13 protein-coding genes are annotated in these 13,798 nt (G+C 38.9%); 11 read left to right on the forward strand and 2 right to left on the reverse strand.

Annotated features, from left to right (window positions below):
- Positions 1 to 75: 75 nt before the first annotated feature.
- The 7 genes from ABU914_RS07715 (at position 76) to ABU914_RS07745 (ending at position 7,818) form a co-directional block, all read left to right on the forward strand.
- Positions 76 to 1,200 carry a virulence factor gene (locus ABU914_RS07715; RefSeq protein WP_379669158.1) on the forward strand — a complete coding sequence of 375 codons (1,125 nt, stop codon included), beginning with the start codon at positions 76 to 78 and terminating at the stop codon, positions 1,198 to 1,200.
- Between the two features lie 208 nt (positions 1,201 to 1,408).
- Positions 1,409 to 2,962 (forward strand): class I adenylate-forming enzyme family protein, encoded by a 1,554-nt coding sequence (locus ABU914_RS07720; RefSeq protein WP_379669159.1) that lies wholly within the window; start codon positions 1,409 to 1,411, stop codon positions 2,960 to 2,962.
- Between the two features lie 34 nt (positions 2,963 to 2,996).
- Entirely contained in the window at positions 2,997 to 3,974 is a 978-nt protein-coding gene (locus tag ABU914_RS07725) for a phosphotriesterase family protein (protein ID WP_379669160.1), read from the forward strand.
- A 281-nt stretch (positions 3,975 to 4,255) separates the two neighbouring features.
- Positions 4,256 to 5,317, forward strand: coding sequence for a phosphotransferase family protein (locus ABU914_RS07730; RefSeq protein WP_379669161.1), 1,062 nt, complete (start codon positions 4,256 to 4,258; stop codon positions 5,315 to 5,317).
- Between the two features lie 11 nt (positions 5,318 to 5,328).
- On the forward strand, positions 5,329 to 6,453 hold the full coding sequence (locus ABU914_RS07735; protein ID WP_379669162.1) for a CaiB/BaiF CoA transferase family protein: 1,125 nt from the start codon (positions 5,329 to 5,331) through the stop codon (positions 6,451 to 6,453).
- Positions 6,454 to 6,489: 36 nt separating this feature from the next.
- Positions 6,490 to 7,002, forward strand: a complete 513-nt coding sequence (locus ABU914_RS07740; RefSeq protein WP_379669163.1) for a type 1 glutamine amidotransferase domain-containing protein — start codon at positions 6,490 to 6,492, stop codon at positions 7,000 to 7,002.
- Between the two features lie 51 nt (positions 7,003 to 7,053).
- Positions 7,054 to 7,818, forward strand: coding sequence for an MBL fold metallo-hydrolase (locus ABU914_RS07745; protein WP_379669164.1), 765 nt, complete (start codon positions 7,054 to 7,056; stop codon positions 7,816 to 7,818).
- 31 nt (positions 7,819 to 7,849) lie between these two features.
- Here the strand turns inward: ABU914_RS07745 and ABU914_RS07750 are convergent, their stop codons facing one another.
- Complete coding sequence (locus tag ABU914_RS07750; protein ID WP_379669165.1) at positions 7,850 to 8,428, reverse strand: superoxide dismutase family protein; 579 nt, start codon at positions 8,426 to 8,428, stop codon at positions 7,850 to 7,852.
- Between the two features lie 301 nt (positions 8,429 to 8,729).
- Between ABU914_RS07750 and ABU914_RS07755 the strand changes: the two genes are divergently transcribed.
- A complete protein-coding gene (locus ABU914_RS07755; RefSeq protein ID WP_379669166.1) occupies positions 8,730 to 10,097 on the forward strand; it encodes a sigma-54 interaction domain-containing protein in 1,368 nt (455 codons plus the stop codon).
- Between the two features lie 158 nt (positions 10,098 to 10,255).
- Positions 10,256 to 11,056, forward strand: coding sequence for an enoyl-CoA hydratase/isomerase family protein (locus ABU914_RS07760; protein ID WP_379669167.1), 801 nt, complete (start codon positions 10,256 to 10,258; stop codon positions 11,054 to 11,056).
- Between the two features lie 3 nt (positions 11,057 to 11,059).
- Here the strand turns inward: ABU914_RS07760 and ABU914_RS07765 are convergent, their stop codons facing one another.
- Positions 11,060 to 11,854, reverse strand: a complete 795-nt coding sequence (locus tag ABU914_RS07765; protein WP_379669168.1) for an Asp23/Gls24 family envelope stress response protein — start codon at positions 11,852 to 11,854, stop codon at positions 11,060 to 11,062.
- Between the two features lie 183 nt (positions 11,855 to 12,037).
- Between ABU914_RS07765 and ABU914_RS07770 the strand changes: the two genes are divergently transcribed.
- Together ABU914_RS07770 and ABU914_RS07775 are read left to right on the forward strand one after the other, a co-directional pair.
- The gene (locus ABU914_RS07770) at positions 12,038 to 12,802 is read left to right on the forward strand and encodes an enoyl-CoA hydratase/isomerase family protein (protein ID WP_379669169.1); all 765 of its coding nucleotides are present in this window, start codon (positions 12,038 to 12,040) and stop codon (positions 12,800 to 12,802) included.
- A 125-nt stretch (positions 12,803 to 12,927) separates the two neighbouring features.
- Positions 12,928 to 13,773, forward strand: a complete 846-nt coding sequence (locus tag ABU914_RS07775; RefSeq protein WP_379669170.1) for a 3-hydroxybutyryl-CoA dehydrogenase — start codon at positions 12,928 to 12,930, stop codon at positions 13,771 to 13,773.
- The last annotated feature ends 25 nt before the right edge of the window (positions 13,774 to 13,798 follow it).

Raw genomic sequence — 13,798 nt, forward strand, 5'->3', positions numbered from 1 at the left:
CCTACAAGCAGCAACAATGGTAAAATTGTAACAATGACAAGAAGAAAATCATTGTGAAAGGAAGGATTCAAAACAATGAAGATTGTTACAATTGAACCGACACCGAGTCCGAATTCGATGAAAATTGTTGTGAATGAACCATTACCGGATCGAAAAAGTTTCCATTATAAATCTATAGATGAAACCACTCCACCACTTATGAAAAAGCTACTTGCAATCGAGGGTGTAAAAGCTCTTTATCACGTTGCTAATTTTATTGCGCTTGATCGTCATCCGAAAGTCGCATGGGAGCAGATTTTGCCTAAAGTTCGTGAAGTATTTGGAGACAACGATGTCGACCATGTAGTAGTGCAAAAGCAAACTGCGGATGCATTTGGCGAAGTGCAAGTGTTCGTCCAGTTTTTCCGCGACATTCCGATGCAAATTAAGCTTGTCGCGGGAGATGAAGAAAAAAGAGTAGGTTTGCCCGAGCGGTTTCAACAGGCGATTATGGAAGCGCAAGCGTCCTCACCGAACGTTGTGATGGAACGGAAATGGGTCGAACAAGGTGTACGCTACGGTGAATTCGATGAAATAGGGAACGCAGTTGCGGAAGAAATTTCCGCTGCATACGATGATGAACGGGTTCAACAATTAGTGAAAGCTGCATTTAATCGCGATGAAGGAGAACCGTATATTCGACCTCGAATTTCGTCTGATGAAGCCCGTGAAGCGATGAAAAGTGACGATTGGAAAGTCCGATTTGCTGCTTTAGAAAAAATGGATCCAACGGTAGAGGATCTTTCTATTCTTGCTAACGCGCTTCAAGATGAGAAAGCTTCGATTCGTCGTCTTGCGACAGTGTACCTAGGACTTATCGAAGATGAAGTCGTGCTCCCATATTTATTGGAAGCATTAAAAGATAAGTCGGTTTCAGTGAGAAGAACGGCGGGAGACTGCTTATCTGACATCGGAAGTACGAAAGCAATTCCTGCGATGATTGAAGCGCTCAAAGATAATAATAAACTTGTACGTTGGCGCGCAGCGATGTTTCTTTATGAGGTTGGAGATGAAAGTGCAATTCCCGCCTTAAAAGAAGCTGAATCCGATCCTGAATTTGAAGTTGGCTTGCAAGCAAAAATGGCCCGTAAACGAATTGAAAGTGGGGAAGAAGCTGCTGGCTCAGTTTGGCAGCAAATGACGGAAAGTCGTCGAAAATAATTTTGTGAAACTATCATCCTAACACAAAGGGACGATAGTTTTTACTAATTTGGTAATATCGAAAATTTCTTGAATTCGTACTATTACTTACTCTTGGCTGCATATTTTTAATATATAATTTTTTTTAGAAAGGAGGCGATTTTTAATCGCAAATTACTGAGAAAATGTCAAACCGTTTGTAGTGGATGAAGTTGTAAATGGGGTTATAATGAAAACGTACCGTAATCGCCCATCATCATTAGTTGCTACGTTAAAACAAAGCGCTGAACGGTTTCCAAACAAGGTAGCTCTCGTTCACGGCAATGACCGAGTGACATATGCAGAATTAAATCAAAAAGTTAACAATGTTGCGTATACATTGAAGCATTCATATGGAATTCAAAAAGGAGATACAGTCGCCCTTTTGCTAATGAACGGAATTCCATTCGTTATTTCTGTTTATGCAGCTCTACAAATAGGTGCTATCGCTGTCCCATTAAATACAAAGTTAAAATCGAATGAACTGTTTTACATGATTGAGAATTCGAATGCGAAAGTGTTAATGACGAATGAAGAGTGGTGGCCACAAGTTGAAGTGATAAAAGAAAAGCTAAAGATTGAGGCCATTTTTGTAACAAATATACGACCACCAAAAGGGACGATTTCATTTGCTAGTCTTGTGAACAACGTTGCAGATGAGGACGTTTTTGAAAGTATTTCCGAAGATGATGCTGCTTTCATTATGTATACTTCGGGAACGACCGGAAAACCGAAAGGTGCTTTAATTTCACATCGGAATATGCTTCATACGTGTTTGAACTATACGTATTGCTACCGATTAACGAGCGATGATTCAACATTGATCGCCGTACCTGTATTTCACATTACAGGATTAGCTGCTCAACTCATGACATTTATCTATCTTGGAGGGAAAACCGTTTTGATGCCGATGTTTCATCCGAATCAATTTTTGCAATTGCTAGAGAGAGAGAAGATTACGCATGTGATTGCATCGCCGACAGTGTACGTGATGACACTTATGGAAAAAAACGATATGAAGTATGATGTGTCAAATTGGAGAGTGTGCGCTTTCGGAGGTGCACCAATGCCTGTTGAGACGTTGCAAGCTCTGAAAAGCTGGGTTCCTTCTCTAGAATTACACAACACGTATGGCTTAACCGAAACGACTTCACCAGCCACCATTATGCCTGATGGACATCAGTTAAGGAAAATTCAATCCGTCGGGGTTCTAACCCCGGTTACAGAAGCAAAAGTTGTTGATCCGATGACAAGACGAGAGCTCCCAACAAATGAAATCGGAGAATTGCTTTTTAAAGGTCCGATGGTGATTGAAAAATATTGGAATAATGAAAAAGCGACAAAAGAAACGATCATAGATGGATGGCTTGCAACCGGTGATCTCGCGTACATGGATGAAGAAGGATTTATTACAATTATGGATCGTATGAAGGATATGATTAACCGCGGCGGTGAAAAAATTTATTCGGTTGAAGTGGAAGACGTTCTTTATTCTCATCCTAGCATTTTAGAGGCGGCTATTGTTGGTGTCGAGGATAAGAAGTATGGTGAAATTGTGAAAGCTTGCATCGTTGTCAAGCCGAATAAATTTTTGACAGAAGCTGACGTGAAGCAATGGATTAGCAAACATTTAGCAAAATATAAAGTGCCAGCCTATGTTGAGTTTTTTGAACAGTTGCCGAGAAACCCGAACGGAAAAGTTATTAAAACAGCTTTACGCTATGTTCCAGAACAATCTAAATAAGATTAGCTATAAAAAATTAAGGAGGAATTTCGTTATGAGTAAAAATATCGTTAATACCGTATTAGGTCCAATCCGTGCAGATCAATTAGGCAAAACATTAATGCATGAACATTTCTTTTTCGGTTATCCCGGCTATCACGGAAATTCTCTTTATGTTAGCGATCGTTCAGAACTACTCGAAAGAGGATTGCAGATTGCTAAGCAAATGAAGGCCCACGGTGTACAAACAGTCGTGGATGCAACGCCAAATGAGTGCGGACGCGATCCTGAATTATTAAAAGAAGTTTCTGAAAGGGCAGAGTTAAATATTATTTGTTCAACAGGCTATTATTATGAAGGAGAAGGAGCCCCGGCTTATTTCAAGTTTAAGCAAGGTATCGGGCAAGCGGAAGATGAAATTTATGAAATGTTTATGGGTGAAATAACTAACGGAATCGGAAACACTGGAATAAAACCAGGGGTTATAAAACTAGCATCTAGCAAAAATGAAATCACGCCATATGAACAAATGTTTTTTCGGGCGGCTGCTAAAGTTCAGCAAGAAACAGGAGTCTCTATTATCACGCACACTCAAGAAGGAACGATGGGACCAGAGCAAGCCGAATTACTTGTCTCTGAAGGGGCCGATCCGAGCCGCATTTTAATCGGTCATATGTGTGGAAATACCGATATTAATTATCATGTACGCACACTTGAACACGGCGTTTATGTCGGTTTTGATCGTTTTGGTATTCAAGGTTTCGTCGGCGCACCCTTTGATTCTGTAAGGGTTTCTGTTTTAATCGGTTTAATTGGAAGCGGTTACGTAGAGCAATTGATGATGTCGCACGATACTGTTAATATCTGGCTAGGAAAAGAGCCAGCATTTCCTGAGGAACTAGCGCAGTTAGTCACAAACTGGAATGTGTCTCACATTTTTGAAAATATTATCCCGACTCTAAAAAAAGGTGGAGTAACAGATGAACAAGTAGAGACGATGTTAGTTGATAACCCTCGAAATATCTTTAGTTGAAAAACATAATGAAAAGCTAATTTTTCTTGAACTGTCTATGAGGAACCTCAAGTTTTAGTTTTTACAATAAGGGAATTGTTAATGTAATTGGACACGGCGTTCTTATTTCATTTTGAAGTAGGAACGCTTTTTTTATTTCGTTACTACGTTTTTATACTTATAAAAACTCATTTCATAGTATGATAGAAGGAAGGAAAAAATTTATCCCTATCTTTCAACTTTGTATATTAAAAAAGGATTTTCAAAATTCATATCAAATGAGTATAGAGGAGGTCTTCTAAATGAATAAAGATCATGATGTTATTGAAGTTCGCAAAGGTGAAGAATTCGATCGAGAAAAAGTGAAAGCTTATTTAATTGAAAAGCTGGATTTACGTGATGAACCGATGGAAGTGAAACAATTCCCATCCGGGTCGTCAAATTTAACTTATCTTGTGCGTATCGGAGATTGGGAAGCAGTGTTGCGTCGTCCGCCATTCGGACCGTTGCCACCAAAAGCTCACGATATGAAGCGAGAGTCAAATTTACTGTCGAAGCTTTATCCTGAATTTAATTTAGTACCAAAACCGTACGTATTTTGTGAAGATGAATCGATCATAGGGGCTCCATTTTATGTAATGCAAAGAAAACACGGGATCGTTCTTAATGACGCGTTTCCAAGTGCTGATGATGCAACAGAAGAAGCGGGTAGAAACATTTCACGTACATTTATTCATACACTTGTAAAATTGCATGATGTTGATTATAAAAAAGCAGGGCTTGAATCATTCGGCTATCCAGAAGGATTTTTGGAGCGACAAGTTCAAGGTTGGACGAAACGGTTTTTACGTGTAAAAACTGATGAAACCCCTCGTTTTGATGAGATTTCAAAATGGCTCGCAGATCATATGCCGAAGTCCCAAGATGTAAGTGTTATTCATAACGACTACAAATTAAATAATATGCTTTTAACACACGACTATAAAGAAGTTGTTGCTGTTTTTGATTGGGAGATGGCGACGATCGCTGATCCGTTATTTGATCTCGGAATAACGCTAGGCTATTGGGTACAGCATGACGATCCGGAATTTTTAAAGCAAGTATTGCCAACAGTGACATATCTACCAGGGTTTTATACACGCCGGCAATTGATTGAAGAATATGCGAACGAAACAAATCGCGACGTAGAGCAGATTCATTATTATATTGTGTTCGCTTATTTTAAGTTAGCGGGTATTCTTCAACAAATATATTACCGTTATAAGATGGGACAGACAAAGGATGAGCGTTTTGCATCTTTCGGTGAACGTGCGAAAAATCTAATTCAGTACGCTGCCGATATCTCGAATAAACAAAGTTATTAAGGAGGAGTGTCATGACGCTACCGCTAAAAAATATTCGTGTTCTTGATTTGACGAGATTGTTACCTGGTCCATATTGCAGTCAGTTTTTTGCTGATTTTGGTGCAGAGGTGATCAAAATTGAAGAACCGAAGGTTGGAGATTATGCACGCTGGACTGAACCTCGAGTTGATGGGTATAGTGCAATGTTCGCCTCATTAAATCGTAACAAAAAAAGTGTTACATTAAACTTAAAATTAGATGATGATCGTAAGCAGTTTCGTGAACTAGTGAAGACTGCGGATGTTCTCATTGAGTCATTTCGACCTGGTGTGATGAATCGGCTCGGACTCGGTTATGAGGATTTAAAAGAATTGAATCCGAAACTCGTCTATTGTGCGATTACAGGTTTTGGACAAACGGGTCCATATAAAGATAAGCCCGGTCACGACATTAATTATTTAAGCTATGCAGGTTTGCTTCATTTTAACGTGGGAGCGCAAGGGGAGAAACCGACAGTGCCTGCAACTCAAATTGCCGATCTCGGTGGCGGAGCGTTAATGGGAGTAGCGGGAATTTTAACGGCTTTAATGGGAAGAAATGTAACTGGAAAAGGACAGTTCGTCGATATTTCGATGATGGACGGAGTCGTGTCATGGATGCAGACAGTTCTTCCCGAATATTTAGCAGGGAAACCCGTTACGGAAGGTGAGCTTACTTTAGCTGGTGGTAGGGCGTGTTACGGAGTTTATGAAACAGCGGATGGGCGTTATCTTTCCGTTGGTGCGCTTGAACCGAAGTTTTGGCGGACGTTTTGCGAAGGAATCGAACGACCAGATTTAATTTCTTTACTTGATGCTCCACAAGAAACACAAGTGGAACTTCGTAAAACGATTCAGCAAGAAATCGGTCAAAAAACGTTAGCTGAATGGAACGTAATTTTTGAAAAAATCGATGCGTGTGTCTCGCCAGTGTTGACACTTGATGAAATGATAGAGGATCCACAAGTGAAGGCACGCGATATGCTCGTAACATATGAAGGTCAGAGACAAATTGCCAATCCAATTAAATTGTCTGAAACACCAGCGAAAATTTATTCAAAAGCACCGCTTCTCGGAGAACATAATGATAAAATTCTCAAAAAAAATACAGATGTTTGATTATTTTTCGTATATAATAGTGGAGGTGGATTTGATATGGGTAAACAAATTGCGGTTTTAATGACAGATTTATTTGAAGAATCGGAGTTTACAGAACCGAAAAAAGCGTTAACAGAAGCGGGTCACAACGTTGTCGTTATCGAGAAAGAAAAAGGTAAAATGTTGAAAGGAAAAAACGGCAATGAACCAATTTCCGTCGATGCTTCGATTGACGATGTCAAACCTTCTGAATTCGATGCGCTGCTCATTCCTGGTGGCTTTTCTCCCGATATTTTACGTGCGGATGATCGTTTCGTAAAATTTGCAAAAGAATTTATGGAAAGCCAAAAGCCTGTATTTACAATTTGTCATGGACCACAACTTTTAATTACCGCTGAAACGTTAAAAGGACGTGACGTTACAGGTTATAAATCGATTCATATCGATATAAAAAATGCGGGAGCAACGTTGCATGATGAAGAAGTTGTCGTATGTCAAAATCAGCTCGTGACAAGTCGGACACCAGCTGATCTCGACGCGTTTAACCGTGAAATGTTGAAATTGTTATAATATTGGGTAAAATCTTAAATAAAAAAAGTTTTTTGGATGGAGTGGAAGGCGTTGCACATCAGCTATTATAAAAATGTACAGTGTATTAAACTTCCAATTAATCGTTTTTTTCCTTACATGTTCGTTTATCTCTATATGATTGATAACTTAATGATCGATACAGGACCGAAGTATTTTAAATACCGTCTAGGTCAACTTTGGAAAGAGAGAAAAATCGAAAAAGTAGCGATAACTCATGACCATAGTGATCATTGTGGTACAGCGAAATGGATGGCAAAAAAATATTCAGTACCGATTTATACGAATAAAGCGAACACGAAACGCTCGTTTTTTAAGAGTATCCACGCAATATCTGAGCAATATCCAGAGCTCATTGAATGCCGTGAACATACGTTTATTCCTATCTTTACTCCCGGTCATACACGTGATCATACGTGCTTATATGAACCGAACGAAGGTTGGCTTTTTACAGGTGATCTTTATGTAACACCAGAACCGAAAGTCAGTCTTTGGTCAGAGTCACTTTCAAAGTACATTACGTCGTTAAAAACGGTACTTTCACTTGAGTTTGATACGATATTTTGTGCTCATCAAGGGGTAGTTAAAGATGGTAGACAAAAGTTAGAGGAAAAACTTGAATATTTAGAGTTGATTCAAGCTGAGGCTGTCAAACTTTACGAAAAAGGGTATAGTGAACGCGTCATTGCTAAAAAATTATTTCCCAAAAAAGCAAGGCTTGAACGCCTCTCATTTGGGGCATTTTCAAGCCTTCACTTAGTCCGTCAACTCATTCGGGCACATAATAAACAGTTGTAAAGGCAACACTATCATCACAACGTGTTGTCTTTTATTTAATTTCACCACAAGCAATTCGTTCTCCAGCATTTCCTGCTGGATTTGTTTTATAGTCATCAGGATCAGCATGAATGACGAGTGACGTGCCACCGCGTTTTAATAACGAATTTGGTTCTCCCTTTTTAAGTGTTACGAGATCAGCATCAATGACGTCAACGACGGTGCCATCGTTTTGTACGATAATGTTTGGCAAATCACCTGCGTGCGGACCTTTTGGATTGAGAGTACCGTGCTCTTTATTGAATGGATTAAAATGTCCACCCGCTGTTTCAAATTTATTTTCAGGTTCACAAACTCCCTTTTCATGAATATGGAATCCGTGAGTTCCAGGAGGAAGCCCTGCAGCTTCAAGGGCGATGTTCACTCCTTTTTTCGTTTCTGTCAGAAAGGCTTGTCCAACCATTTCGCTATCTTGATTTATCAACGTAACAGTGATACGAGAAGATGTATCGCTTTTGCTACTCGTTTCAACAGCATCAATTTCATGAGTAGGTGCAGTTTCGTTTTCAGTTGAATGTGCACAAGCTGCGATCAAAATCAATAGTATCGATGCGATTAGTAACCTCTTCATTATGTTCACTCCTAACCTTGATTTTTTAACAGGATAGCCAAGATTTCAAACGTTAAACCTTTTAGTAAAATGTTTTTATATGATACAATAGGCATAATTATAATACATACATATACAAATTCATGTTGGACAAGGAGGCGGTCACATGTTTGAAATTGTTGGCTTTATTATCGGGTTAATATTGTGTGCATATTTTATTACAGTTGAACTTGTAGATTAATACTGTGGGGATTTTAACACCTTGTCATTTTGACAGGGTGTTTTCGCTATCAAGACCATTCATTTTTGGGAGGAAGGGATAATGAAGATCGATCATTTATCGATACTTGAGTCTTTGCATGATGCTGTTATCGTCGTATTAAAAGACGGAACGATCGCTTATGTGAATGAAGCGTATACGAAACAGTTTAACGTTCCGAAAGAAAAAATCGAAGGCAAAAAATTAAATGAAATCGAAGAATCGTCACGCATTTTAGAAGTGTTAAAAACAGGTCAGCCATTGTTGAATGATTACAGTTACGTCCATTCATTAAAAATGCATGTCGGTGCAAATATTACCCCGTACTATGAAAATGGTGAATGGGTCGGTGCAGTTACGATTATGAAAGATATTAACGAATTTAAAAAGTTGCAAAATGAATTAGAGAAATATGTAGAGTATAGCAGACAGTTACGTCAACAGCTAGAACAGCGGAATTTCTTATTGTTAAAAAGTGAAGCGCCAAAAATGAAAAGAGCCGTATCGTTAGCAAAGAAAGTCGCAGAATCAACGGCAACGATCTTATTAACAGGGGAAAGCGGTGTTGGAAAAGAAGTATTTGCGCGTGCCATTCATGAGTCAAGTTTACGACATAACGAACCGTTTGTTCCGATTAATATTGCGTCCATTCCTGATACACTGTTTGAAAGTGAACTGTTCGGTTATGAAGAAGGTTCATTTACTGGTTCGAAAAAAGGTGGTAAAAAAGGTCTGCTTGAAGTTGCACACGGAGGAACGTTGTTTTTAGATGAAATAGCAGAAATGTCACTGAATACACAAGCAAAACTTTTACGTGTGATTCAAGAGAGAGAATTTAATAAAATCGGAGGAACGAAACCTCACCCTCTTGATGTCCGGATCATTTGTGCGACGAACCGTAATTTAAATGAGGAGATTAAAAAAGGTAATTTTCGTGAAGATTTATATTATCGGATCAATGTCGTTCCGATTGAAATTCCACCACTTCGTGAGCGGATTGAAGACATTCCATTTTTAATTGATAATATTTTGGTAACGCTTTCATCGAAGTATAATAAACATGTTACCGTTGACGACGAAGTATTAAATAGATTAAAAAGTTATAAATGGCCAGGAAATGTACGTGAATTAACAAACGTCATTGAGCAAATGCTCGTCGTTAGCACTGATTCATATTTTAAAATTGAAGATATTCCTGCACGAATTCGAAACGGAAATAAAAACAGTCAAGACGATGAGTCTCAGTTAGTCCAATACTCGACTCCACAAATTAGTCATTATGATGATTTACAAACATTGCTCGAGGAAACCGAACGAAATGCAATTTTGAATGTCGTTCGACAATGCCGGACCCGCTCAGATGCAATTAAACGATTAGGAATTAGTCGTAAAGCATTTTATGCAAAATTAAAAAAATATAATATCGTATAGTCAGAGTGTTTCCTAAGGATACAGATGTCTCTTTAGGAAACACTCTTGTTTCTCTTTGGGAACGTTTTCAAATGAAAACTCTTTATTTTCTTAGCTTTTAACATTGGCATGAATGTTGCATTATATAAAAGTGAGCAGCAATGAGAAGGAGAGACATTATGAAAATAAAAATACACCGAATGATGTTAGAAGAAGCGAAAATCACGTATCAAGAGACAGCTGGTCTTGCCATTATCAGCATTCATCGCCCCCAATCGAAAAATGCGCTAACCGCAAAAATGTGGACGGAATTGTCAGAAATCGCTGGCGTCGTGTTAGATAATCCGAAAAATAAAGTAGTATTACTTCGTGGGAGTGGCCAGCAGTTTACTGCAGGTTCAGACATTAAAGAATTCCATCAAATGTCTATTGAAGAGGCGGAAGCAAGCTTTATGTTGATGGAAAAAGCAATTTCAGCGTTTGAAAAGCTACCGATTCCAACGATTGGGGTTATTAATGGACCTGCGATGGGTGCGGGATTAGAACTCGCGCTCGCCTGTGATATGAGGGTTGGCTCTGAACATGCAAGAATGGGAATTCCAGTCGGCAGACTTGGGATTCGGTTAAGCAACAAATTCGCACAACGACTTGTTCATTTAATTGGACCGAGTCGGACGAAAGAACTCGTTTATACTGGCAAAATTTTAAACGCAGACGAAAGCTATCAACTAGGTATGCTGAATCGAGTCGTTGAGAATGAAAAGCTTGATCGCTATGCAATTAAGTTAGGTAAATTAGTGGCTTCTCAATCACCCGCTTCGTTAAAAGCAATTAAGCAATCTGTATCAAATTGTGTAAATGCGAGCGAAGAGCTTTGGAAAGACGATATACCTTTCGTCGATCCGTATGATTTTCCAGAGGGAGTAGCTGCATTCGTTGAAAAACGGTCACCGCGTTTTAAAAGGCGTATCCGCGATTAGCCGTTATTTTTCAAAAGTCACTTTCACTTGTTCAATTTCAAGTTCTAAAAATTGTTGGAAGGCGTCAATAATTCGTTTTTGGATATCTGTCCCAACCTCTTTGAGAGGACGGGAGAGTGGATAGTGCAAACTCACATGTACTTGAATCGTCGGCGTCATATACATGTGTACCGTGACGTGTTTACAAGCTTTAATATCCTTTATCCGACTGACTTCTTTTTCAACGATGGCGTTTAAAATATTGTCGGATATATGAATCGTACCGCGTGTAAAATCAGGGTGAACGATCGTCGTTTCTCCGATATATTCACGTTGATGAGAAAACAACCGCTTTCCTTTTGTAATCATTTTTTTAAAAAAATTTTGTTCTATTTGTAAATATGGAACAGGTATAACATGTTTACCTTCTGTTTTTCTCACGTACAGTGCCATTTTTATTTCACTGGAAGAACGAAGATCGGTTACATTGACGTAATGATCAATTTGACCAAGTTGTAATGCGTTAGCTATTTTATCTACCATTCGGATTGATGTTCCAATAATTAACAACTTTTTAATTTTATATTGTTTAAGCGCTTTCACAACTTCATTTCGATGATGTTCCATATGAAAAGTTGCTCGTTTGACTGCGGTAATATAGTTTTTTTCGAATTTTGCAGAAGCTCCAGCTACTCGTTTGCCTTTATAAATAAGCAGGCCATCGTCAATAATTGCTGGAATGTTCTGCTCGTGAGCAAAGAAGAGAGAGCTTGTACTTTTTCCCGTTCCGCTCGGACCATATAAACCGTAAATAATCACGCAACCACCAACTAACTTTTTTTATTATTATAATGAAATTTCTAGTAGAATACAAAAAATAGTTTGCAAATGTAAAAGACAGAAGCTATAATATGATTAATTCCGATATGAAAACTGTGCTTTAGAGTTATAATGTATAATTATAAATATCAACTATTATATTTTTATAAGGAGGACCATTACATGGCAAAAGTTTCATTTTCGCAAGAAGGAAAAATAGGTGTAATTACGATTGATTCTCCACCTGTTAACGCATTGGAGAAACAAGTTCTTGATGAACTTGATGAAATTGTAGAGAACATTCCTTCTAATGTTGATGTCGTGATTATTTATGGCGCTGGAGGCAAAGCGTTTGTTGCGGGTGCAGACATTAAAGATTTCCCTGAATTAAATAAAGAAAATGGAGTTGAACTCGTAAAGAAAGGGCAAGCGATTTTTAATAAAATTGCCGAACTTGAACAACCAGTTATCGCCGCAATTGATGGCTTTGCGTTAGGCGGAGGGTTGGAATTAGCCCTTGCGTGTGATATTCGCATTGCGTCGTCCAAATCCCAAGTCGGGTTTCCAGAAGTCAATCTAGGTATTTTACCAGGCTATGGCGGAACACAACGTTTACCACGTTTAATCGGACCAGGTAAAGCGAAACAAATCATTTTTTCTGGAGAGCATTTATCCGCCGAAGAAGCAAAATCGGTTGGAATTATTGAGGAAGTAACTGATGGCTCAGCGCTCGATAAAGCGAAGCAACTTGCTGAAACAATCGCTAGTCGTGCACCACTTGGTGTAAGAAAAGCGAAACAAGCGATTAATGAAGGATTAGACGTTACGCTTGAACAAGGACTACATATTGAAGCCCTTGCGTTTGGCGATTTATGTGAAACCGAAGATAAAAACGAGGGTGTAGCCGCATTTTTTGAAAAACGCAAACCGAATTTTTCCCGCAGGTGAGGCGAAATTTCTATCAGTTGGTTGCTTGTAAGCTCATGTTCGCTAACCTGTTTAAATCTCACATTTTATTTTGAAGTAAGAAGCTCCGAACGTTTAAATCATCTGATATATGAGGAGGTAAAATCATGAAAAAAATAGGAGTCGTTGGCTTTGGCACGATGGGATCAGGGATTACACAAGTATGTTTAGAAGCAGGCTATGATGTAGTTGCGGTGGAACAGGAAGAGCAATTTTTTGAAAGAGGTCTAAAACAAATCCAAAAAAATTGGAACCGGTCAATTGAAAAAGGCAGAATGACTGAAGATGAGAAAAAGGGGTTAGAAGCTAATTTAACGACTTCAACGGATTGGCAACAGCTTGCATCCGCTGATTGCGTCATTGAAGCAGTGAGTGAAAACTTGGAGTTAAAGAAAGAAATTTTTAAAAAGCTTGGTCATATCGTAAAGGAAGATGCCCTCGTCGTTAGTAATACGTCAGGACTTAGTATTACGGAGATGGCAAGTGCGATTAACAATCCAGAACGAGTGATGGGTTTCCATTTTTTTAATCCAGTACCGGTGATGAAACTCGTTGAACTCATTCGTGGTTTTGATACGTCCGAAGAAACGTATGAGAGAGCATCAAAGTTAGTAGAGTCGCTAGGAAAAGAATCAATTGATGTAAAGGAATCTCCATTATTTGCTGTTAACCGTATACTCGTCCCGATGATCAATGAAGCGATTTTCGTTCTTCAAGAAGGGGTTGCAAGTGCGGAGGACATAGATAAAGGGATGAAGCTTGGAGCGAATCATCCGATTGGACCGTTAGCGCTTGCAGATTTGATCGGCTTGGATACATTGCTATTTGTGCAAGACTCACTTTACGAGGAAACACAAGATTCGAAATATCGTGCGGCTCCATTATTACGTAAACTAGTACGTGCGGGTCATCTCGGACGTAAAACAGGCAAAGGTTTCTATACGTATGGATAAAATAAGGTTCGGCGCTCCTAGCGTC

It is taken from the genome of Pueribacillus sp. YX66 (genome assembly GCF_041725775.1).
GTDB lineage: Bacteria > Bacillota > Bacilli > Bacillales > UBA6769 > Pueribacillus.